This window comes from Leclercia adecarboxylata, assembly GCF_035787115.1.
In the GTDB taxonomy this organism is placed as follows: Bacteria; Pseudomonadota; Gammaproteobacteria; order Enterobacterales; family Enterobacteriaceae; genus Enterobacter; species Enterobacter adecarboxylatus_E.
This window is the reverse complement of sequence record NZ_JALKTL010000003.1, coordinates 557,055-580,375: the sequence shown is the minus strand read 5'-3', so window position 1 is coordinate 580,375 and position 23,321 is coordinate 557,055. Positions and strand designations below refer to the sequence as shown.

Sequence of the window (23,321 nt, the reverse complement as noted above, 5' to 3'; positions counted from 1 at the left end):
CTCTCATCAGAAAGGGGTAGTGTAGCGGGAGAGAGGATGTTCAGGGGTGACTGTGGTCAATAAAGCGGCCCGGCAACGCTGCGCCGCCGGGCCTGGAGATTAGCTACGCAGTCCGCGTCCGCGCTGGATCAGATTCCAGCATAGAAGATAGAAGGCGACGATAAAGATCACCAGCACGCCGACGGTAGTCGCCAGCGGCACGTCGGAGATACCGAGGAAACCAAAGCGGAAGCCGCTGATCATATAGACGATAGGGTTCAGGTGTGACAGCCCCTGCCAGAACGGCGGCAGCAGCGTCAGGGAGTAGAACACCCCGCCGAGGTAGGTCAGCGGCGTCAGAACGAAAGTCGGGATCAGGCTGATATCGTCAAAGGTTTTGGCGAACACGGCGTTCAGCAGGCCGGCCAGCGAGAACAGCACCGCCGTCAGCAGCAGCGTCAGGCCCACAAACAGCCAGGAGTGCACCTGGAACGGCACAAAGAACAGCGAAATAGCCGTCACCAGGATGCCGACGCACAGGCCACGCGCCACCCCGCCCCCGACGTACCCGGCAATGATAACGTGGGTAGGCACCGGCGCCACCAGCAGCTCTTCAATGTTGCGCTGGAACTTGGCGCTGAAGAATGACGAGGCCACGTTGGCATAGGCGTTGGTGATCACCGCCATCATGATCAGGCCCGGCACGATAAACTGCATATAGGTGAAGCCGTGCATTTCACCAATGCGCGAGCCAATCAGGTTGCCGAAAATAATAAAGTAGAGGGTCATGGTGATCACCGGCGGAACCAGCGTCTGGATCCAGATGCGCATAAAGCGGTTGATCTCTTTGGCCCAGATACTTTTCAGCGCCACCCAGTAAAGCTGCATCATGCGCGATCTCCTTGTTTCTCATGGACCAGCGAGACGAACAGCTCTTCCAGTCGGTTTGCTTTGTTACGCATACTTAATACCTGAATCCCCTGCTGGCTAAGCTGGCTGAAGACGCTGTTGATCCCCTGCTCACGCAGCACTTCCACCTCCAGCGTTGAGGTATCCACCAGGCGATACTGATAACCTTCCAGCTTTGGTAGCGCGCTTTTCGCCGCCAGATCCAGAATGAAGGTCTCTGATTTAAGCTTGGAGAGCAGATTTTTCATTGAGGTGTTTTCCACCAGCTCGCCGTGCTGAATGATGCCGATATTACGGCACAGCATCTCAGCCTCTTCCAGATAGTGGGTGGTGAGGATAATGGTGGTGCCTTTGTCGTTTAAATCCTTTAAAAAGCCCCACATCGAGCGGCGCAGTTCGATATCTACCCCGGCAGTCGGTTCGTCCAGAATCAGCAGTTTGGGTTCATGCATTAACGCCCGGGCAATCATCAGACGACGCTTCATGCCGCCGGATAACATTCGCGCACGTTCGTTGCGCTTCTCCCACAGATCGAGCTGTTTCAGATATTTTTCGCTGCGCTCAACCGCGTCTTTACGCTCCACGCCGTAGTAACCCGCCTGGTTCACCACAATCTGCTGAACGGTCTCAAACGGATTGAAGTTGAACTCCTGCGGCACCAGCCCCAGCTGGCGTTTGGCATTCACGACATCTTTTTCGAGATCGTAGCCAAACACGCTCACCCGGCCGGAGGTTTTATTCACCAGCGAGCTGATAATGCCGATAGTGGTGGATTTACCCGCCCCGTTAGGCCCCAGAAGCGCATAAAAATCACCGGCTTCTACTTTAAGATCTATCCCGCGCAGCGCCTGAACGCCGCCCGGATAGGTTTTTTTAAGTTGCTCAAGCTCAAGTGCAATCGCCATGAAATAAACTTACCTATAGTTCTGACACACGTTGTGTGGTTTCATTAAAAGTCGGGTTACCCTATAGTAGCGCAACGCAATCACTCGGTTACAGGCCGTTAACCTCCATGAATGACATAGATACACTCATCAGCAATAACGCACTATGGTCAAAGATGCTGCTGGAAGAAGATTCCGGATTTTTTGAGAAACTGTCTCAGTCGCAGAAACCGCGCTTTCTGTGGATTGGATGTTCCGACAGCCGCGTCCCGGCTGAACGTCTGACCGGCCTCGAACCGGGTGAACTCTTTGTTCACCGCAACGTTGCAAACCTGGTGATCCACACCGACCTGAACTGTCTGTCCGTAGTGCAGTATGCCGTTGACGTCCTGGAAGTGGAACACATCATTATTTGCGGTCACTACGGCTGCGGCGGCGTGCAGGCGGCGGTTGAAAATCCGGAGCTGGGGCTTATCAACAACTGGCTCCTGCACATTCGTGATATCTGGTTCAAACATAGCTCACTGCTGGGCCAAATGCCGCAGGAGCGTCGTATGGACACCCTGTGTGAGCTGAACGTAATGGAGCAGGTCTACAACCTAGGCCACTCCACCATTATGCAGTCGGCGTGGAAACGCGGGCAGAAGGTGACGATCCACGGCTGGGCATACGGCATTCACGATGGCCTGTTGCGCGACCTGGAAGTGACCGCCACTAACCGGGAAACCCTGGAGCAGCGTTACCGTCAGGGCCTCTCTAACCTCACGCAGAAGCACGTTAACCACAAATAAGCCTGCAAAAAAGCCGGGTGGCGGCTTCGCCTTACCCGGCATGGTTTTCTCTCTCCTCGCGGGAGAGAGGCGGAGTGAGGACATCAGCCCGCACCCAACTGATTTTACTCGTCCAGCAGCACCACTTTGCCGACATACGGCAGATGACGATAGCGCTGGGCATAGTCAATGCCGTAGCCCACCACGAATTCATCCGGGATCGAGAAACCAACAAACTCCACGGGAACGTCCACTTCGCGGCGGGTCGGTTTATCCAGCAGGGTACAAATCGCCAGCGATTTCGGACCGCGCAGGCTGAGAATTTCGCGCACTTTCGACAGCGTATTACCTGAATCGATAATGTCTTCCACGATCAGGACATCTTTACCGCGAATGTCTTCATCCAGGTCTTTGAGAATTTTCACATCACGGGTGGTCGACATACCGCTGCCATAGCTGGAGGCAGTCATAAAATCGACTTCATGGGACACCTGCACTTCGCGGCAAAGGTCCGCCATAAACATGAAGGAACCGCGTAACAGACCCACCAGCACCATTTCGCTGCCGCTGTCTTTGTAGTGTTCGGTGATCTGACGACCGAGTTCGGCGATACGCGCTTTGATCTCCGCTTCGGGGATCATCACTTCAACAGTATGTTTCATTTTACTAACCGTATGATTTTATAACAAATTTCTCAATGCCGATGGATTCACGTCCGGCATCGCTTCATAAGCCCTGAAGTATACCAGCAAATGGATCCTCCTGGCGCAGGAGTTCACAAAAGCCAATTTTGTGATTCCGATCACACTTGTTAAAGCCTATAATTAATTGCTACTAAATAATTAACAAACTTATAGAGTGTCTTTTATGGCGGAAACAAAAATCCAACATTCACGTTTACTCGTGAGGCTAACAGCGCTGTTCGCTGCATTCTGCGGACTGTATCTGTTAATCGGCGGGGTCTGGCTGGTAGCCATTGGCGGCTCCTGGTACTACCCGGTTGCAGGTATTGTCATGCTGGGCGTGACCCTGCTGTTATGGCGCAGTAAGCAGTCAGCCCTGTGGCTCTATGCTGCACTCCTGCTGGCGACAATGATCTGGGGCGTATGGGAGGTCGGCTTCGACTTCTGGGCCCTGACGCCGCGTAGCGATATTCTGGTCTTCTTCGGTGTCTGGCTGATCCTGCCTTTCGTCTGGCGTCGCCTGCTTGTGCGCTCCAGCGGCGCGGTGGCCGCGCTGGTCGTGGCGCTGCTGATCAGCGGCGGCATCCTGACCTGGGCTGGCTTTAACGATCCGCAGGAGGTGAAAGGCACCCTGAATGCCGACGCCACGCCTGCGGCGGCGATCTCTGAGGTGGCCGACGGCGACTGGCCTGCCTATGGTCGTAATCAGGAAGGTCAACGTTACTCTCCGCTGAAGCAGATCAATGCGGACAACGTGAAAAACCTGAAAGAAGCCTGGGTATTCCGTACCGGCGATCTCAAGATGCCGAACGATCCGGGCGAGCTGACCAACGAAGTCACCCCGATTAAAGTGGGCAACATGCTCTACCTGTGTACGGCGCACCAGCGTCTGTTCGCGCTTGATGCGGCCACCGGTAAAGAGAAATGGCACTTCGATCCGCAGCTGAAGACCAATAACCAGTTCCAGCACGTGACCTGCCGTGGCGTCTCTTATCACGAAGCACGCGCTGATAATGCCAGCCCGGACGTCATTGCCGACTGTCCGCGCCGCATTATGCTGCCGGTGAACGATGGTCGTCTGTTTACCATCAACGCCGAAACCGGCAAACTGTGCGAAACCTTTGCCAACAAAGGTGTACTGAATCTGCAGAGCAACATGCCGGATCAGACTCCGGGTCTGTATGAACCTACCTCCCCGCCAATCATTACCGATAAAACCATCGTGATTGCCGGTTCGGTAACGGATAACTTCTCCGTGCGCGAAACCTCCGGCGTGATCCGTGGTTTTGACGTTAACACCGGTAAGCTGCTGTGGGCCTTCGACCCGGGTGCGAAAGATCCAAACGCTATTCCTTCAGATGAACACACCTTTACCTTCAACTCGCCAAACTCCTGGGCACCCGCGGCGTATGACGCGAAGCTGGATCTGGTCTATCTGCCGATGGGCGTGACCACGCCGGATATCTGGGGTGGCAACCGCACGCCAGAACAGGAGCGTTATGCCAGCTCGGTACTGGCGCTGAATGCGACCACCGGGAAACTGGCGTGGAGCTACCAGACCGTTCACCACGATCTGTGGGATATGGACCTGCCCGCTCAGCCAACGCTGGCGGACATTACCGTTAACGGTAAAACCGTGCCGGTGATCTACGCGCCTGCGAAAACCGGTAACATCTTCGTGCTGGATCGTCGTAACGGCGAGCTGGTGGTTCCGGCCCCGGAAACACCGGTTCCCCAGGGCGCGGCGAAAGGCGACTACGTCACCAAAACCCAGCCGTTCTCCGAGCTGAGCTTCCGTCCGAAGAGAGATCTCAGCGGAGCGGACATGTGGGGCGCCACCATGTTCGACCAGCTGGTGTGCCGCGTGATGTTCCATCAGTTGCGCTATGAAGGCATCTTCACCCCGCCGTCCGAGCAGGGCACGCTGGTGTTCCCGGGTAACCTGGGGATGTTCGAATGGGGCGGTATCTCCGTTGACCCGAACCGTCAGGTGGCGATTGCCAACCCGATGGCGCTGCCGTTTGTCTCTAAACTGATCCCACGCGGCCCGGGCAACCCGATGGAACAGCCGAAAGACGCGCAGGGCACCGGTACGGAATCCGGTATTCAGCCGCAGTACGGCGTGCCGTACGGCGTTACGCTGAACCCGTTCCTCTCGCCGTTTGGCCTGCCGTGTAAACAGCCTGCCTGGGGTTATATTTCCGCGCTGGATCTGAAAACCAATCAGGTGGTCTGGAAAAAACGTATTGGTACGCCACAGGACAGCATGCCGTTCCCGATGCCGGTTCCGGTGCCGTTCAATATGGGTATGCCGATGCTGGGTGGTCCAATCTCCACCGCCGGTAACGTACTGTTCATTGGCGCTACCGCCGATAACTACCTGCGCGCATACAACATGAGCAACGGTGAAAAACTGTGGCAGGGTCGTCTGCCAGCCGGTGGCCAGGCTACACCGATGACCTATGAAGTGAATGGCAAGCAGTTTGTTGTCATCTCTGCGGGTGGTCACGGATCGTTTGGTACGAAGATGGGCGACTATATTGTTGCCTACGCGCTGCCTGACGAGAAGTAAAAGCAAAACGGCAACGAATGTTGCCGTTTTTTTTACCCCTAAGCCGGGTCAGGCGTAGCCGCCACCCGGCTTTTTTATACCGTGAATCCGAGCATCATCCCGCTATCTTCATGCTCTAACAAATGGCAGTGCGCCATATAGGCGTACTCTTTCGGCGCCGCGTGGTTGAACTTCACTAATACCTCGCTCACTCCGCCCTCAACGCGTACCGTATCCTTCCAGCCTGTACGATGCCCCGCTGGCGCTTTACCGTTTTCCGCCAAAATGCGGAACTGGGTGCCATGTATATGGAACGGATGCAGCATCATATCGCCCTCCCCCGAAATCACCCAGCGCTCATACTGCCCTCTGGCGGCAGCAAACTGCGGGGCGTGCATATCGAAGGCTTTACCGTTAATGCGGTTACCGTTGTGGAAATCAAACCCATGCATGCTGTGATCCATCCCGCCCCTCTGGCCGTGATTCATATGGCCCTTCATCTGACCGTGATGCATCCCCGCCATCGCCTGATCGCCATATTTCTTCATCAACGCCTGCATGCCCATCATGTCGAGCATCGGATCCATCGACAGCTGGAGTTTACGCTGGGTCAGCCCCTCCAGGGACGGCAGTGCGGGCATGCTGGTCAATGTATCGGGCAGTACGCCGGAGGCGGTTACCTGCAGCGGCTGAATCCGCAATACCGGCTGCGGTTTATCGAAGGGGGCAACCGCCATTCCCATCTGGCTCACCGGCAGGGTCATCAGGTCAAACGCTTTACCGTCGCTGATGTCCACCAGCACTTCGAAGCGTTCGCCCATCAGCATCGGCAGCTCGCTCACCCTGACCGGCTCAGCCAGCAGCCCACCGTCGCTGGCGACGACGTACAGCGGACGCTTATCGCTGGCGGCGACGTTGAGCGAACGAGCATTACAGCCGTTGAGCAGACGCAGACGCAGCCAGCCTTTGGGCGCATTGTGCTGCGGGTAGACGGCCCCATTGGTCAGCAGGGTGTCGCCAAACCAGCCCACCGCGGCGCTCAACACATCAAGCTGATAGTCAATTTGCCCGTCGGCGGTAAATTTCTTGTCCTGCACGATAACAGGCACATCGTCGATGCCCCACTGCTTCGGCAGGCGGAGCAGGCGACTCTCGTCATCCTCAATCAGCACCAGCCCGGCTAATCCCATCGCCACCTGATGGCCGGTTTTGCCGTGCTGATGAGGATGAAACCAGCAGGTAGCCGCCCGCTGATCCGGCGTAAAGGTCACCGTCCGCTGGCCGCCTGGCTTAATAGTGCCGTGCGGTCCGCCGTCGACCTCGCCCGGCACTTCCAGACCGTGCCAGTGGACGGTGGTCTCTTCGCTCAGGGTATTGTGGATGTTAACGGTAAGGGCTTTTCCTTTCCGTAGCTGAATGGCCGGGCCCAGTAGATTGCCGTTGTAGCCCCAGGTGGTGGCGTTGTGGGGACCAAACTGGGTTTTCCCCGCCTGCACCACCAGCTTCACCTGATTACGCACATCGGGCGTCAGTAAATTCGGGATCGGTAAAACGGGTCTGTCGGCCGCCAAAACGGCGCGGCTCCAGAGCGGCAGCGCACTGGCAACCCCCAGTGCGGCAGAATATTTTAAAAAATCACGGCGTTGCATGTTCATCTCCTTATTCGCAGCAGTCGATGTTCTGAGCATAAACCCTCCCCTTGCCGGAAGGTCAAGAAAAGCCGCAATAATAAAGATCGTCGCTCCGGCGGGAAGTGTGCTAACGTTGAATTTCCGTGACGTATTGGTAGAAGCAATGAAGACGTTTTTGCGAACAATCCTGTTCAGCACCCTGATGATTAGTTGCGCAAACAGCTATGCGCTGAGTGAAAATGAAGCCGAAGATATGGCGGATTTGACGGCGGTATTTGTATTTTTGAAAAACGACTGCGGCTACCAGAATTTACCTAACGGTCAGATTCGTCGCGCGCTGGTCTTTTTTGCTCAACAGAACCAGTGGGATCTGAGCAACTACGACAGTTTCGATATGAAAACCCTCGGTGAAGACAGCTACCGCGATCTCAGCGGCATCGGCATTCCCACGGCAAAAAAATGTAAAGCTCTGGCTCGCGATTCGCTGAGCCTCCTTGCCTACGTTAAGTAAATCCCCACCCGATGCCCCTTTGCTGAATTTATGACCGTGCAACCACGGTCATTGTTAGCTATGATGTTGCCCCCGTTTTATGCGGGTGTTAACAAAGGAGGTATCATCCCATGGCCGAAAAAACGATGTGGCATGAAACGCTACATGACCATTTTGGGCAGTACTTTGCCGTTGATAACGTGCTCTATCACGAGAAAACCGATCATCAGGATCTGATCATTTTCGAAAACGCGGCCTTTGGCCGGGTGATGGCGCTGGATGGCGTGGTGCAAACCACCGAGCGTGATGAATTTATTTATCATGAAATGATGACCCACGTCCCGCTGCTGGCACACGGCAACGCGAAACATGTGCTGATCATCGGCGGCGGCGACGGCGCTATGCTGCGTGAGGTTTCCCGCCACAAAACCATTGAAAGCATCACCATGGTCGAGATTGACGCAGGCGTGGTCAGCTTCTGCCGCCAGTATCTGCCGAACCACAACGCCGGCAGCTACGACGATCCGCGCTTTACGCTTGTCATTGACGATGGCGTCAATTTTGTTAACCAGACGACGCAAACGTTCGATGTGATCATCTCCGACTGCACCGACCCGATTGGGCCAGGGGAGAGCCTGTTTACCTCGGCATTCTATGAGGGCTGCAAACGCTGCCTGAATCCCGGCGGTATCTTCGTGGCCCAGAACGGCGTCTGCTTCCTGCAGCAGGATGAGGCCTTAGACAGCCACCGCAAGCTGAGCCACTACTTTACGGACGTCAGCTTCTACCAGGCGGCGATCCCAACCTACTACGGCGGCGTGATGACCTTCGCCTGGGCGACGGACAACGATGCCCTGCGCCATCTCTCCACCGGCATTATTCAGGCGCGCTTCCAGCAGGCGAATCTGACCTGCCGCTATTACAATCCGGCCGTCCATACCGCAGCCTTTGCCTTGCCGCAATATTTACACGATGCTCTGAGGGGGTGAATGAATTGAAAAAGCTGAAACTGCATGGCTTTAACAACCTGACCAAAAGCCTGAGTTTTTGTATTTACGATATCTGCTATGTGAAAACGGCGGAAGAGCGCGATGGTTATATCGCCTATATCGATGAACTCTATAACGCCAACCGACTGACCGAGATCCTGTCAGAAACCTGCTCCATCATTGGCGCTAACATCCTGAACATCGCGCGTCAGGATTATGAACCTCAGGGCGCCAGCGTCACTATCCTGGTCAGCGAGGAGCCCGTTGACCCCACGCTTATCGATCATACGGAGCACCCCGGCCCGCTGCCGGAGGCGGTGGTTGCCCATCTCGATAAAAGCCATATCTGCGTGCATACCTACCCGGAAAGCCACCCTGAAGGGGGGTTATGTACATTCCGCGCCGATATTGAAGTGTCGACCTGCGGCGTGATCTCCCCGCTCAACGCGCTGAATTACTTAATTCATCAGCTTGAGTCCGATATCGTGACCATTGACTATCGCGTGCGCGGTTTTACCCGTGATATCAACGGCATGAAACACTTTATCGACCATGAAATTAACTCCATTCAGAACTTCATGTCCGAGGATATGAAAGCGCTGTATGACATGATGGATGTGAATGTCTATCAGGAGAATATCTTCCATACCAAGATGCTGCTTAAGGAGTTCGACCTCAGGCACTACATGTTCCACACCCGGCCGGAAGATTTAAGCGAAGAAGAGCGCAAGGTCATTACCGACCTGCTCTGGAAAGAGATGCGCGAAATTTACTACGGCCGCAATATCGCGACCGTATAAGACGCGTCAGGAGCAGGGATGCTCCTGATGTTATTTCTGCTTCACAAATTCGCGGTAGGCCGCCACCACCTGAAGAAAATCCTCTACGCCGCACAGCGACAGGCTCTCTTCATCGTAGTAGCTCATCCCCTCTTCCATCTCGTCGCCGGAAAACTCCAGCTGGTTGGCGCGAACCATGACCTCTTCGCCGTCCATCCACAGCGTGTACTCATGCCCGGCACGTTGCCAGGATCGTTCACTGCCTTTGACCGTGCGCGCAGCCTGTTCCACTTCATCGAGCAGGCTCAGGTTCTCTTTCACTTCTTCATTGAACCAGTGACCGACCACCTCGTGGCCCATCGACATCCGCACTTTCACCACCCCGGTGATATCACGCAGAAATTCGTAATCCATAGTATTTTCCTCTGCAAAACTCTTGCTGTAATTATCGCAGCAGCGAGGAAGAAAAAAAGCGGAACGGGTGGAAGGAATGAAAATAAAAAATCCCCTCACCCCGGCCCTCTCCCCTATGGGGAGAGGGTTAGGGTGAGGGGTGAGGTTTTATACCGCCGTCTGGAAGATAACGCCGTCCGCCTTCTCGGTGTACTGAGAGAGCTGGTCAAAGTTCAGATAGCGATAGGTATCCACCGCAGTCTTATCTACCTGCGCCACAAAGGTCTGGTACTCTTCCGGCGTTGGCAGTTTGCCAATCAGCGCCGCAACCGCCGCCAGCTCCGCAGAGGCCAGATAGACGTTTGCACCGGTACCTAAACGGTTCGGGAAGTTACGGGTAGAGGTAGAGACCACCGTCGCACCGTCAGCCACACGCGCCTGGTTACCCATACACAGGGAACAGCCAGGGATTTCGATACGCGCACCGCTCTTACCGAACACGCTGTAGTAGCCCTCCTCCGTCAGCTGTGCCGCGTCCATACGGGTTGGCGGTGCCACCCACAGACGGGTTGGCAGCTGGCCTTTATGGGTATCCAGCAGTTTACCGGCAGCACGGAAGTGACCGATGTTGGTCATGCAGGAGCCAATGAAGACTTCGTCGATCTTGTCGCCCTGAACGTCGGAGAGCAGACGCGCGTCGTCCGGATCGTTCGGCGCGCACAGGATTGGCTCTTTAATGTCGGCCAGATCGATCTCGATCACTGCCGCATATTCTGCGTCAGCATCGGCTTCCAGCAGCTGTGGATCCGCCAGCCATTTCTCCATGCCCTGAATACGACGCTCCAGGGTACGACGATCGCCGTAGCCTTCAGCAATCATCCACTTCAGCAGCACGATGTTGGAGGTCAGGTACTCTTCGATAGGCGCCTGGTTCAGCTTGATGGTACAGCCCGCAGCGGAACGCTCCGCGGAGGCATCGGTCAGCTCGAATGCCTGCTCGACTTTCAGGTCCGGCAGACCTTCGATCTCAAGAATGCGGCCAGAGAAGATGTTCTTCTTGCCTTTCTTCTCAACGGTCAGCAGGCCCTGTTTGATAGCGTACAGCGGGATCGCGTGCACCAGGTCGCGCAGGGTGATACCCGGCTGCATTTTACCTTTGAAACGCACCAGAACGGATTCCGGCATGTCCAGCGGCATTACGCCAGTCGCCGCGGCAAACGCCACCAGACCAGAGCCTGCCGGGAAGGAGATGCCAATCGGGAAACGGGTGTGGGAGTCACCACCGGTACCCACGGTATCCGGCAGCAGCATACGGTTCAGCCAGGAGTGGATTACGCCGTCGCCCGGACGCAGGGAGACACCGCCACGGTTCATGATGAAGTCAGGCAGCGTGTGGTGCGTGGTGACATCAACCGGCTTCGGATAGGCCGCAGTGTGGCAGAAGGACTGCATCACCAGGTCAGATGAAAAGCCCAGGCAGGCCAGGTCTTTCAGCTCGTCACGAGTCATTGGGCCGGTGGTATCCTGAGAGCCCACGGAGGTCATCTTCGGCTCGCAGTACGCGCCCGGACGGATACCGGCTACGCCGCATGCGCGGCCAACCATTTTCTGTGCCAGAGAGTAACCCCGGTTGCTTTCCGCCACGTCTTTTGCCTGACGGAATACGTCGCTGTGCGGCAGACCCAGCGCTTCACGCGCTTTGGTGGTCAGGCCACGACCGATGATCAGCGGAATACGGCCACCGGCACGCACTTCGTCGATCAGCACGTCGGTTTTCAACTCGAAGCTTGCCAGCAGCTCACCCGTTTCGTGGTTGCGCACTTCGCCCTTGAACGGGTAAACGTCGATCACGTCACCCATGTTCAGGTCAGAGACATCAACTTCAATTGGCAGCGCGCCCGCATCTTCCATGGTGTTGAAGAAGATGGGTGCGATTTTGCCGCCGAGGCACAGGCCGCCGCCGCGTTTGTTCGGCACATGTGGGATGTCATCGCCCATGAACCACAGTACGGAGTTGGTCGCGGATTTACGGGAAGAACCGGTACCGACCACATCACCGACGTACGCCAGCGGGAAGCCTTTTTTCGCCAGCTGCTCGATCTGTTTGATCGGGCCGACAACGCCAGGCTGATCCGGTTCAATGCCTTCGCGGGCGTTTTTCAGCATCGCCAGAGCGTGCAGTGGAATATCCGGGCGTGACCAGGCATCCGGTGCCGGAGAGAGGTCATCGGTATTGGTTTCGCCGGTCACCTTGAAGACGGTGACGGTCATTTTTTCTGCCAGAGCAGGACGGCTCAGGAACCACTCGGCATCAGCCCAGGACTGCATAACCTGCTTCGCATAGCTGTTGCCCGCTTTGGCTTTCTCTTCTACGTCGTAGAAGTTATCGAACATCAGCAGCGTGTGGGACAGAGCTTTGGCAGCAATGGGGGCCAGCGTGTCGCTGTCCAGCGCATCAATCAGCGGATGAATGTTATAACCGCCCTGCATGGTGCCGAGCAGCTCAATTGCTTTTTCAGGAGTAACCAGTGGGGACGTTGCTTCGCCTTTGGCAATCGCAGCAAGGAAACCGGCTTTTACGTAGGCGGCTTCATCGACGCCTGGCGGTACGCGGTTGATCAACAGATCTAACAGGAATTCTTCTTCGCCTTTTGGCGGATTCTTCAGCAGCTCGACGAGCGCGGCCATTTGGGTTGCATCTAAAGGTTTGGGTACAATCCCCTCGGCGGCACGTTCTGCTACGTGCTTACGGTATTCTTCTAGCACGACGGTTCTCCTCGCTCTCATTGTCATATGCGGCGGGCGTTCTCTTCACGCTCCTGTGAGACAGCAGTTTGTAGGGTATATGCCCGATACCGCGTCGGGCAGCATAGCAGGATTTTCAGACAGTGTTAATCTGTTTACAAAAAAGCAACATTAAATTGTTTGCTGAATCGTTAAGCATGGTGTAGCGGCGAGGCGGGAAGAATTTTGGGCACAAAAAAACCGCCCTAAAGCGGTTAGTTTGTTGCCTTGCGGTGGTAGCACACCGGGTTGGCAGATTTGCGGCAAAGTCCCAACGAGAAAGATTTTGCTACCAGGTCTGCTCATTTGCAACTCTGCCATTCACTTTTGCGTAGCTTTATCCAATTTTGGATTAAGCCCCATGCAATTATCTCTTTTCGCTTCTGAGCAAAATATTAATCCGCTATTGTGTGTTTCGGCCTGCTTCGCTGGTGTAGCAACCAGTCACCGGGCCCGGAAGCAGTTCCGTAACCTACGTGGCAAAGTCCCAATTTGCCTGGTTCGGCCTTTCCCGGTGAAGAATGAACCCGCGTAGCCTGCAAAGGAACGCACGCAATGGAGATGCGAATCTATGCGCTGATCGTTGTGACCGGTTTACTGCTTACCGCGCTGCACGGTGGCTGGAGCATATCCGACATCACAGTGCTGTTTGTCATTAACCTCGGCAACTAGCTTCTGGCCGCTCGCGAGAGCGGCCATTTGAATCCCCGGCGCGTTTTTCGCTATCGGGTATAATCTGTGTAATAAATGCTCACACTCTTTTTACGGCCATCTGGAACAGTTCCCAGTTTAAGTCAAAAAAGTCATACCCGGGTGCATATACTCGCGGCAACGTAAACGCCTCACGGCCTCGCATTCGTCGGAGTCTTATTATGAAGTTGCCCTTTAAGCCACATCTGCTTGTTCTCTTGTGTAGCGCCGGGCTGTTAGCCGCGTCTGGCGTTGTCTACGTGAATAGCCGCGCGCCGGAGACCGTCACACAGCCACCGCCGCCTGCGCCAGCCGCGCAAACCGCCCCTGTCCCTGCTACGGATCCCGCGCAGCCCGTGCCAGTGGTCTATACCGCAGCGCAAATCGACCAGTGGGTAGCGCCCATTGCGCTCTACCCGGACTCTCTGCTGTCGCAGATTTTGATGGCCGCGACCTACCCGACAAACGTGATACAGGCGGCCCAGTGGTCGCATGACAACCCGCGCATGCAGGGCGACGCGGCCATCCAGGCCGTCGCCGGGCAACCCTGGGATCCCAGCGTGAAATCGCTGGTCGCCTTCCCGCAATTAATGTCGCTAATGGGTGAAAACCCGCCCTGGGTGCAGAATCTCGGCGATGCGTTTCTGGCTCAGCCGAAGGATGTAATGGACTCCGTCCAGCGCTTACGCCTGCTGGCGCAGCAGGCCGGGGCGCTACAGTCCACGCCGCAGCAGAAGGTAACGACCGTGCCGAAAACCGAACCGGCAAAAGTAAGCGCGTCGTCCACGACCTCCACTTCAACGTCAGCCCCTGCCCCGACGGTGATCAAGATTGAATCCGCCGATCCGCAGGTGGTGTATGTCCCGACCTACAATCCCAGCACGGTTTACGGTACCTGGCCTAACACCAGCTACCCGCCGGTCTATCTGCCGCCGCCTCCGGGGGAACAGTTCACCGACAGTCTGGTAAAAGGGCTGGGCTTTAGCCTGGGCGTGGCGACCACCTACGCCATCTTCAGCAACATCGACTGGGATGACAATGACGACTGGGACCATCACCATCACGATGACGATCATCACGGCGGCTATTCCCGTAACGGCGATAACAACATCAACATCAATGTCGATAACTTCAATAAAATCAGCGGAGAGCGGCTTGATGCCAACCGCGGCTGGCAACACAATCCGGCCTATCGCGGCGGCGTACCTTATGCCTCCAGCCAGCTGAATAATCGCTACGCGCAGAACACTCCCGCGGTGCGTCGCACCACTCCGACCGGCCTCAGCGCAGCGACGCCGCAAGGCCACGTTAACCGTGACGCCCAGCGCCAGGCGGCGATGACGCAGATGGAGCGATCCACGGGCAAAAACCTGTCGCAGACGGCGCGTCCTGTCGCTCGCGACGGGCAGCGCCAGGCGGCACACCAGCAGCTGAATCAACTCTCTCAGCGCAATAACTACCGGGGATACGACAGCGCCCGACCGCAAAGGGTAGAACGGGCTACCCATACCCAGCGCGATGCGCAGCGTAGTGCAGCACGCCAGGAGTCTACTCATAAGGTGCAGCCTCAGCAGCGCACCGCGCACGCCCAGCAGCGCACCGCGCAGACGCACCCGCGGGCAAATGCCCTCAGCGGTAACGACAGCCGCTCGGCTAACTGGCAGGCGCAGCAGCAGCGCGGAATACAGAGCCGCCAGCAGTCGCTCCGCCATGTCGAACAACGCAGCGGCGGCAGAACACAGATGTCTGAGCGTCGGGTTGGGGGTGAACACCGTGAATTCCGTCATCGTTAAGGGAGACGACAATGAAAAATAAACTACTCTGCGGAATGATGCTGTTCATGGTATCGACCGGCGTCTTTGCCCAACAACACTTCAGCACCCCCGAACAGGCGACCGATGCGCTGGCGAAAGCGATCAACGAGCAGAACGAAACTGCACTGGGCGACCTGCTTGGCAACGACTGGCGGAGCTTTTTACCGGCCGATGGCGTCGACCCGGAAGCGGTGGATCGCTTCCGGCGCGACTGGCGGGTCAACCATCATACGGTTACCGACGGTAATATGGCCTGGCTGACCGTGGGGGAGTACCACTGGCAGCTGCCGATCCCGGTGGTGAAAACCGACGCAGGCTGGCAGTTTGACATGCAGGAAGCCAAAGAAGAGATCCTCAACCGCGAAGTGGGCCGCAACGAGCTGGCCGCCATTGAAGCGCTGCATGCCTATGTGGATGCCCAGGAGAGCTACTACGCACTCAACGCGCACTATGCAGAGAAGATTGTCAGCAGCGAGGGCAAAAAAGATGGTCTCTACTGGCAGGTTAAGCCTGGTGAAGCCCCCAGCCCACTCGGCCCGGCCTTCAGCCCGAAAGCGCCGGGACAGGGGTATCACGGCTATCACTTCCGTATCCTGCCGGACAACAAATCAGGCTTCGCGATGATCGCCTGGCCGGTGAGCTACGGCGAGACCGGGGTCATGAGCTTTATGATCAACGGCGACGACCGGGTCTGGCAGGCTAATCTGGGCGAGAACGCGGAAAAAGAAGCGAAAGCCGTGTCGGCGTTTAACCCCGACGACCGCTGGCATCAGGTCGCGCAGTAGTTTTTTAGCATAAAAAAAAGCGGCTCAGGAGCCGCTTTTTTCATGCCGGAAGAAACTTACTTCTTCTTCGCTTTCGCGTTTGGCAGGTCGGTGATGCTGCCTTCGAACACTTCTGCCGCCAGGCCAACAGACTCGTGCAGAGTCGGGTGAGCATGGATGGTCAGCGCGATGTCTTCAGCGTCGCAACCCATTTCGATCGCCAGACCGATTTCACCCAGCAGCTCGCCGCCGTTGGTGCCGACAATCGCACCACCGATCACACGGTGAGTCTCTTTGTCGAAGATCAGTTTGGTCATACCGTCTGCGCAGTCGGAAGCGATAGCACGGCCAGATGCAGCCCACGGGAAGGTGGCGGTTTCGTAGCTGATGCCTTTCTCTTTCGCTTCTTTCTCGGTCAGACCAACCCATGCAACTTCTGGTTCAGTGTAGGCGATGGATGGGATCACTTTCGGATCGAAGTAGTGCTTCATGCCGGCGATAACTTCAGCGGCAACGTGGCCTTCATGAACACCTTTGTGCGCCAGCATTGGCTGACCGACGATATCACCGATAGCAAAGATGTGCGGCACGTTAGTGCGCAGCTGTTTGTCAACGCGGATGAAGCCACGATCGTCCACTTCCACGCCCGCTGCGCCTGCATTGAGGTTTTTACCGTTCGGCACACGACCGATAGCCACCAGCACCGCGTCGTAACGCTGCGCTTCTGCAGGGGCTTTTTTGCCTTCCATGGAAACGTAAATACCGTCTTCTTTCGCTTCAACGGCAGTTACTTTGGTTTCCAGCATCAGGTTGAATTTCTTGCTGATGCGTTTGGTGAAGACTTTAACGATGTCTTTGTCAGCAGCCGGGATAACCTGGTCGAACATTTCAACCACGTCAATGTCTGAACCCAGCGCATGGTACACGGTACCCATTTCCAGACCGATGATACCACCACCCATAACCAGCAGGCGTTTTGGTACTTCTTTCAGCTCCAGCGCATCGGTGGAATCCCACACGCGCGGATCTTCATGTGGAATGAATGGCAGTTCGATCGGACGGGAGCCCGCCGCGATAATCGCGTTGTCGAAGTTGATCACGGTTTTGCCGTTTTCGCCTTCCACTTCCAGGGTGTTAGCCCCGGTAAATTTACCCAGACCGTTTACCACTTTTACTTTACGGCCTTTGGCCATGCCAGCCAGACCACCGGTCAGCTGAGTGATAACTTTCTCTTTCCAGGTACGAATCTTGTCGATATCGGTTTTCGGCTCGCCAAAGACGATACCGTGATCGGCCAGCGCTTTGGCCTCTTCGATAACTTTTGCTACGTGCAGCAGCGCTTTAGAAGGGATACAGCCGACGTTCAGACAAACACCGCCCAGGGTGTTGTAACGTTCTACGATTACGGTTTCCAGACCTAAATCAGCGCAACGGAAGGCAGCAGAGTAACCTGCCGGGCCTGCCCCAAGTACCACGACCTGAGTTTTGATTTCAGTACTCATCATGACCTCTTATTGATTTCCGGCGGTCCAGGTACTTTGTCGCCCTTCATCCACCGGGACGTTCTATCCGCCCGCAGTTTACAAAATTGTTAACAATTTTGAAACAACAAACGGCTCACGAATTGTCGCTTTCGCTAATAACCTCACAGACAGCATGAGATTAACAGAAAAAAGCCGGCCGTCTGGCCGGCTTTTTCGCTTACATCACCAGGCGGCGAATGTCGCTCAGCATGTTGTTGATGATGGTGATAAAGCGCGCACCATCAGCACCGTCGATCACGCGGTGGTCGAAGGAGAGAGAGATCGGCATCATCAGACGCGGTACGAACTCTTTACCGTTCCACACTGGCTCCATCGCGGACTTGGACACACCAAGGATCGCCACTTCCGGCGCGTTAACAATCGGCGCGAAGTGGGTAGTACCCAGGCCGCCGATGCTGGAGATAGTGAAGCAGCCGCCCTGCATTTCGCCGGCAGTCAGCTTACCATCACGCGCTTTTTTGGAGATGGTGGTCAGTTCACGGGACAGCTCGGTAACGCTCTTCTTGTTCACGTCTTTGAAGACCGGAACAACCAGACCGTTTGGCGTATCAACCGCAACACCGATGTTGATGTATTTCTTCAGCGTCAGCTTCTGACCATCTTCGGACAGGGAGCTGTTGAAGCGTGGCATCTGCTCAAGAGCTGCAGCAACCGCTTTCATAATGAAGACCACTGGGGTGAATTTCACGTCCAGTTTACGCTTCTCAGCTTCGGCGTTCTGCTGTTTACGGAACGCTTCCAGATCGGTGATATCGGTTTTGTCGAAGTGGGTAACGTGCGGGATCATCACCCAGTTACGGCTCAGGTTCGCACCAGAGATTTTCTGGATACGGCCCAGTTCCACTTCTTCGATTTCGCCAAACTTGCTGAAGTCCACTTTCGGCCATGGCAGCATGCCCGGGATACCGCCGCCGGTGGCAGCAGCAGGCGCTGCTTCAGCACGCTTAACGGCGTCTTTCACGTAAGCCTGAACGTCTTCGCGCAGGATACGGCCTTTACGACCGGTGCCTTTCACTTTCGCCAGGTTCACACCGAATTCACGCGCCAGGCGACGAATCAGTGGGGTGGCGTGGACGTAAGCGTCGTTTTCAGCGAACTCAGATTTGCCTTCTGCTTTCGCAGCTGGAGCCGCAGCAGGTTTAGCAGCCTGAGCCGGTGCAGCAGGTGCCGGTGCAGCCGCGGCAGCCGGAGCTGCTGCAGGCGCAGCGCCTTCCACTTCGAAGACCATAATCAGAGAGCCGGTAGAGACTTTGTCGCCGGTGCTGATTTTGATCTCTTTAACGGTACCGGCGAATGGCGCAGGGACTTCCATAGAAGCCTTGTCGCCTTCAACGGTGATCAGTGACTGTTCAGCGGCAACTTTGTCGCCCACTTTCACCATCACTTCGGTCACTTCAACTTCGTCACCGCCGATGTCCGGTACGTTAACGTCTTTCGCACCGCCAGCCGCAGCAGGTGCAGCCGCCTGAGCCGGAGCAGCTTCCGCTTTCGCTGGAGCCGCAGCGCCTTCAGCGCCCGCCACTTCGAAGACCATGATCAGGGAGCCGGTAGAAACTTTGTCACCGGTGTTGATCTTGATCTCGGATACGGTACCCGCGAACGGCGCCGGGACTTCCATAGAGGCTTTGTCGCCTTCTACGGTGATCAGGGACTGCTCAGCCGCAACGGTATCGCCCACTTTCACCAGGATCTCGGTCACTTCAACTTCGTCACCGCCGATGTCAGGCACGTTCACTTCTTTCGCTGCCGCAGCCGCTGCTGGAGCAGCAGCCGGAGCTGCTTCTTTCTTCTCTTCCTGCGCAGGTGCAGCAGCTGCTGCACCGTCGGCGGAATCGAAAATCATGATCAGTTTGCCCGTCTCGGTTTTATCGCCCACAGAGACTTTGATCTCTTTAACGATGCCAGCCTGAGGAGACGGGACTTCCATAGAGGCTTTGTCGCCTTCTACGGTGATCAGCGACTGTTCAGCTTCAACTTTGTCGCCCACTTTGACCAGGATCTCGGTGATTTCAACTTCATCAGCCCCGATGTCCGGTACATTGATTTCGATAGCCATTCTTCTTTTACCTCTTACGCCAGACGCGGGTTAACTTTTTCTGCATCGATGTTGAATTTGGTAATTGCGTCCGCAACCACTTTCTTATCGATTTCGCCACGTTTAGCCAGTTCGCCCAGTGCTGCTACAACCACGTAAGAAGCATCAACTTCGAAGTGGTGACGCAGGTTTTCGCGGCTGTCAGAACGACCGAAGCCGTCAGTACCCAGAACGCGATAATCATCAGCTGGTACGTAAGTACGAACCTGCTCAGCGAACAGTTTCATATAGTCAGTGGACGCCACCGCTGGCGCATCGTTCATCACCTGAGCGATGTACGGAACGCGTGGAGTTTCCAGCGGGTGCAGCATGTTCCAGCGCTCACAATCCTGGCCATCACGCGCCAGTTCGGTGAAGGAGGTTACGCTGTATACGTCAGAGCCCACGCCGTAGTCGTTCGCCAGGATCTGCGCTGCTTCACGAACGTGACGCAGGATAGAACCGGAGCCCAGCAGCTGAACTTTACCTTTGCTACCTTCGATGGTTTCGAGTTTGTAGATACCTTTACGGATACCTTCCTCGGCACCTGCTGGCATTGCCGGCATGTGGTAGTTTTCGTTCAGGGTGGTGATGTAGTAGTAAATATTCTCTTGCGCTTCACCGTACATGCGCTGCAGACCGTCATGCATGATGACTGCCACTTCGTACGCGTAAGACGGATCGTAAGAGATACAGTTAGGGATAGTCAGAGACTGAATGTGGCTGTGACCATCTTCGTGCTGCAGACCTTCACCGTTCAGAGTCGTACGACCGGAAGTACCCCCTACCAGGAAGCCGCGAGCCTGCTGGTCGCCAGCCTGCCAGCACAGGTCACCGATACGCTGGAAACCGAACATGGAGTAGTAGATGTAGAACGGGATCATCGGCAGGTTGTTGGTGCTGTAAGAGGTCGCAGCAGCCAGCCAGGATGCGCCTGCGCCCAGCTCGTTGATACCTTCCTGCAGGATCTGGCCTTTCTCGTCTTCTTTGTAGTATGCAACCTGCTCGCGGTCCTGCGGGGTGTACTGCTGACCGTTCGGGCTGTAGATACCGATCTGACGGAACAGACCTTCCATACCAAAGGTACGCGCTTCGTCAGCGATGATTGGAACCAGACGATCTTTGATCGACTTGTTCTTCAGCATCACGTTCAGGGCACGCACGAAGGCGATAGTAGTGGAGATCTCTTTGTTCTGCTCTTCCAGCAGCTGAGAGAAGTCTTCCAGCGCTGGCAGTTCCAGTTTCTCAGTGAAGTTCACCTGACGAGACGGCAGGTAGCCGTTCAGTTTCTGACGCTGGGCGTGCAGATAGGTGTGCTCTTCAGAACCTTCCGGGAAGGTCAGGTAAGAGAGGTTTTCAACCTGCTCATCGGTCACTGGCACATTGAAACGGTCGCGGATATAACGCACGCCGTCCATGTTCATTTTCTTCACCTGGTGCGCGATGTTTTTACCTTCGGCGGTGTCACCCATGCCATAACCTTTAACGGTATGAGCCAGGATTACAGTTGCTTTGCCTTTGGTTTCCTGCGCTTTTTTCAGTGCAGCGTAGACTTTCTTCGGATCGTGACCACCACGGTTCAGCGCCCAGATCTGATCGTCAGTCCAGTCTGCAACCAGGGCTGCGGTTTCAGGATATTTACCGAAGAAGTGCTCACGAACGTAGGCACCGTCTTTGGATTTGAAGGTCTGGTAGTCGCCGTCAACGGTTTCGTTCATCAGCTGGATCAGCTTACCGCTGGTGTCTTTACGCAGCAGCTCATCCCAACGACCGCCCCACATGACCTTGATCACGTTCCAGCCAGCACCTGCGAAGATGCCTTCCAGTTCGTTGATGATCTTGCCGTTACCGGTTACCGGACCATCCAGACGCTGCAGGTTACAGTTGATGATGAAGCACAGGTTGTCCAGCTTCTCACGGGTTGCGATGGTGATCGCACCTTTGGATTCTGGTTCATCCATCTCGCCGTCGCCCAGGAAGGCATAAACGGTCTGCTGGGAGGTGTCTTTCAGGCCACGGTGCTCCAGATATTTCAGGAACTTAGCCTGGTAGATCGCACCGATTGGGCCCAGACCCATGGAAACGGTCGGGAACTGCCAGAATTCAGGCATCAGTTTCGGGTGCGGGTAAGAAGACAGGCCTTTACCGTGAACTTCCTGACGGAAGTTGTTCATCTGCTCTTCAGTCAGACGACCTTCCAGGAACGCACGTGCGTAGACGCCCGGAGAGATGTGGCCCTGGAAGTACACCAGGTCGCCGCCATCTTTTTCAGTACGCGCGCGGAAGAAGTGGTTAAAGCACACTTCATAAACGGTTGCGGAAGACTGGAAGGACGCCATGTGGCCGCCCAGCTCCAGATCTTTTTTGGAGGCGCGCAGAACGGTCATGATGGCGTTCCAGCGGATTGCAGAACGGATACGGCGTTCCAGATCCAGATTGCCCGGGTATTCCGGTTCGTCTTCAACGGCAATCGTGTTTACGTAGTTGTTAGCCCCTGCACCTGCAGCTACTTTCACGCCGCCTTTGCGGGCTTCAGAAAGCATCTGTTCAATCAGATACTGAGCACGCTCAACACCTTCTTCACGGATGACCGATTCGATCGCCTGTTGCCAGTCGCGGGTTTCGATCGGATCCACGTCATTTTGGAGACGTTCTGACATGGGGGTATTCCTTATCTATCTAATACGTTGATTTGTCTGGAACCTGTCCCATTGTATTTTCGCAAGAAAATACAATAAGACAGGTTCTGCGTTTAGTTGCCGCGCTCTAAAAAACTGGCGCTTAATCCTTTCGTTGCTGTATGCGGCGTAATGAACGTTCGCGTCGCGACTGTTCACGGCTGCGGTCCAGCAAGATTTCCTCAATGAAAGCCAGGTGACGGTGCGACGCTTCACGCGCCTGCTCCGGCTCCCCGGCCATTATCGCCTCGAATATTCGGGTGCGATGGTTGCTGACCAGCGGAAGCATCTCCCGGCGGGCATACAACAATTCAAAATTCTGACGAACGTTCTGGGCAAGCATTGGCTCCATGCAGCGTAGCAGATGGAGCAGCACCACGTTGTGGGCCGCTTCAGTGACGGCAATTTGATACTGGACAACGGCGTCGGACTCGGCGTCGAGATCGCCGGATTCCTGAGCCCGTTCGATGGCCTGATGAAGCTCGCGGATACGCTCGCGATCGGCATCATTGCTGCGCAGCGCCGCGTAATAAGCCGCGATGCCTTCAAGCGCGTGACGGGTCTCAAGCAGATCAAACTGGGATTCTGGGTGGTCGGAGAGCAGTTCCACTAACGGGTCGCTGAAACTCTGCCACAGGCTGTTTTGCACAAAGGTTCCGCCACCCTGGCGACGAAGCAGCAGGCCCTTGGCTTCGAGGCGTTGGATTGCCTCACGCAGCGAGGGACGGGAAACGTCGAACTGTTTCGCCAGTTCGCGTTCAGGCGGCAGTTTTTCACCGGGGCGCAGGGTCCCCTCAAGGATCAAAAACTCCAGCTGCTGCTCAATCACATCGGATAATTTTGGTTGGCGAATTTTGCTGTAGGCCATATTCCCTGTCTTACGCCTTTTTGCCCGGAGTCAATTGGTCTTACCAA

The 23,321-nt window shown here is 55.8% G+C and carries 17 protein-coding genes; 7 read left to right on the top strand and 10 right to left on the bottom strand.

Features of this window, described 5'->3' with window-relative positions; translation table 11 throughout:
* Positions 1-99 precede the first annotated feature (99 nt).
* Positions 100-870: an ABC transporter permease gene (locus MXM41_RS13530; RefSeq protein WP_250587843.1), complete on the bottom strand. Its 771-nt coding sequence runs from the start codon at positions 868-870 to the stop codon at positions 100-102.
* A complete protein-coding gene (locus tag MXM41_RS13525) occupies positions 867-1,793 on the bottom strand; it encodes an ABC transporter ATP-binding protein (RefSeq protein WP_325932494.1) in 927 nt (308 codons plus the stop codon). Before MXM41_RS13525 ends, MXM41_RS13530 begins: the two co-directional genes overlap by 4 nt.
* Before the next feature lie 107 nt (positions 1,794-1,900).
* Between MXM41_RS13525 and can the strand changes: the two genes are divergently transcribed.
* The gene (can, locus tag MXM41_RS13520) at positions 1,901-2,563 is read left to right on the top strand and encodes a carbonate dehydratase (protein WP_325932493.1); all 663 of its coding nucleotides are present in this window, start codon (positions 1,901-1,903) and stop codon (positions 2,561-2,563) included.
* Between the two features lie 104 nt (positions 2,564-2,667).
* Here can and hpt read toward each other — a convergent pair whose 3' ends face one another.
* Positions 2,668-3,204 (bottom strand): hypoxanthine phosphoribosyltransferase, encoded by a 537-nt coding sequence (gene hpt, locus MXM41_RS13515; RefSeq protein ID WP_250587840.1) that lies wholly within the window; start codon positions 3,202-3,204, stop codon positions 2,668-2,670.
* 205 nt (positions 3,205-3,409) lie between these two features.
* On the opposite strand from hpt, the gene MXM41_RS13510 reads away from it, so the two are divergent.
* A complete protein-coding gene (locus tag MXM41_RS13510) occupies positions 3,410-5,797 on the top strand; it encodes a glucose/quinate/shikimate family membrane-bound PQQ-dependent dehydrogenase (RefSeq protein WP_325932492.1) in 2,388 nt (795 codons plus the stop codon).
* 74 nt (positions 5,798-5,871) lie between these two features.
* Here MXM41_RS13510 and cueO read toward each other — a convergent pair whose 3' ends face one another.
* On the bottom strand, positions 5,872-7,425 hold the full coding sequence (gene cueO, locus MXM41_RS13505; protein WP_325932491.1) for a multicopper oxidase CueO: 1,554 nt from the start codon (positions 7,423-7,425) through the stop codon (positions 5,872-5,874).
* A 145-nt stretch (positions 7,426-7,570) separates the two neighbouring features.
* Here cueO and MXM41_RS13500 point away from each other — a divergent pair, with 145 nt between their 5' ends.
* The 3 genes from MXM41_RS13500 (at position 7,571) to speD (ending at position 9,686) form a co-directional block, all read left to right on the top strand.
* Positions 7,571-7,918: a YacC family pilotin-like protein gene (locus MXM41_RS13500; RefSeq protein ID WP_325932575.1), complete on the top strand. Its 348-nt coding sequence runs from the start codon at positions 7,571-7,573 to the stop codon at positions 7,916-7,918.
* A 110-nt stretch (positions 7,919-8,028) separates the two neighbouring features.
* The gene (gene speE, locus MXM41_RS13495; protein ID WP_325932490.1) at positions 8,029-8,886 is read left to right on the top strand and encodes a polyamine aminopropyltransferase; all 858 of its coding nucleotides are present in this window, start codon (positions 8,029-8,031) and stop codon (positions 8,884-8,886) included.
* A 5-nt stretch (positions 8,887-8,891) separates the two neighbouring features.
* Complete coding sequence (gene speD, locus MXM41_RS13490; protein WP_325932489.1) at positions 8,892-9,686, top strand: adenosylmethionine decarboxylase; 795 nt, start codon at positions 8,892-8,894, stop codon at positions 9,684-9,686.
* A 30-nt stretch (positions 9,687-9,716) separates the two neighbouring features.
* Here speD and yacL read toward each other — a convergent pair whose 3' ends face one another.
* Together yacL and acnB are read right to left on the bottom strand one after the other, a co-directional pair.
* Positions 9,717-10,079, bottom strand: coding sequence for a protein YacL (yacL, locus tag MXM41_RS13485; RefSeq protein WP_039030345.1), 363 nt, complete (start codon positions 10,077-10,079; stop codon positions 9,717-9,719).
* A gap of 147 nt (positions 10,080-10,226) precedes the next feature.
* Entirely contained in the window at positions 10,227-12,824 is a 2,598-nt protein-coding gene (gene acnB / locus MXM41_RS13480; RefSeq protein WP_325932488.1) for a bifunctional aconitate hydratase 2/2-methylisocitrate dehydratase, read from the bottom strand.
* A gap of 890 nt (positions 12,825-13,714) precedes the next feature.
* Here acnB and MXM41_RS13475 point away from each other — a divergent pair.
* Complete coding sequence (locus MXM41_RS13475; protein ID WP_325932487.1) at positions 13,715-15,325, top strand: DUF3300 domain-containing protein; 1,611 nt, start codon at positions 13,715-13,717, stop codon at positions 15,323-15,325.
* 11 nt (positions 15,326-15,336) lie between these two features.
* Entirely contained in the window at positions 15,337-16,131 is a 795-nt protein-coding gene (locus tag MXM41_RS13470; protein WP_325932486.1) for a DUF2950 family protein, read from the top strand.
* A 56-nt stretch (positions 16,132-16,187) separates the two neighbouring features.
* On the opposite strand, the gene lpdA is transcribed toward MXM41_RS13470, so the two are convergent.
* The 4 genes from lpdA to pdhR all read right to left on the bottom strand — a co-directional run bounded on the left by lpdA (position 16,188) and on the right by pdhR (position 23,274).
* Positions 16,188-17,612, bottom strand: coding sequence for a dihydrolipoyl dehydrogenase (gene lpdA, locus MXM41_RS13465; RefSeq protein WP_325932574.1), 1,425 nt, complete (start codon positions 17,610-17,612; stop codon positions 16,188-16,190).
* Between the two features lie 199 nt (positions 17,613-17,811).
* A complete protein-coding gene (aceF, locus tag MXM41_RS13460) occupies positions 17,812-19,710 on the bottom strand; it encodes a pyruvate dehydrogenase complex dihydrolipoyllysine-residue acetyltransferase (protein ID WP_325932485.1) in 1,899 nt (632 codons plus the stop codon).
* A 14-nt stretch (positions 19,711-19,724) separates the two neighbouring features.
* Entirely contained in the window at positions 19,725-22,388 is a 2,664-nt protein-coding gene (aceE, locus tag MXM41_RS13455; RefSeq protein WP_325932484.1) for a pyruvate dehydrogenase (acetyl-transferring), homodimeric type, read from the bottom strand.
* A 121-nt stretch (positions 22,389-22,509) separates the two neighbouring features.
* On the bottom strand, positions 22,510-23,274 hold the full coding sequence (gene pdhR, locus MXM41_RS13450) for a pyruvate dehydrogenase complex transcriptional repressor PdhR (protein ID WP_039030352.1): 765 nt from the start codon (positions 23,272-23,274) through the stop codon (positions 22,510-22,512).
* Positions 23,275-23,321 lie beyond the last annotated feature (47 nt).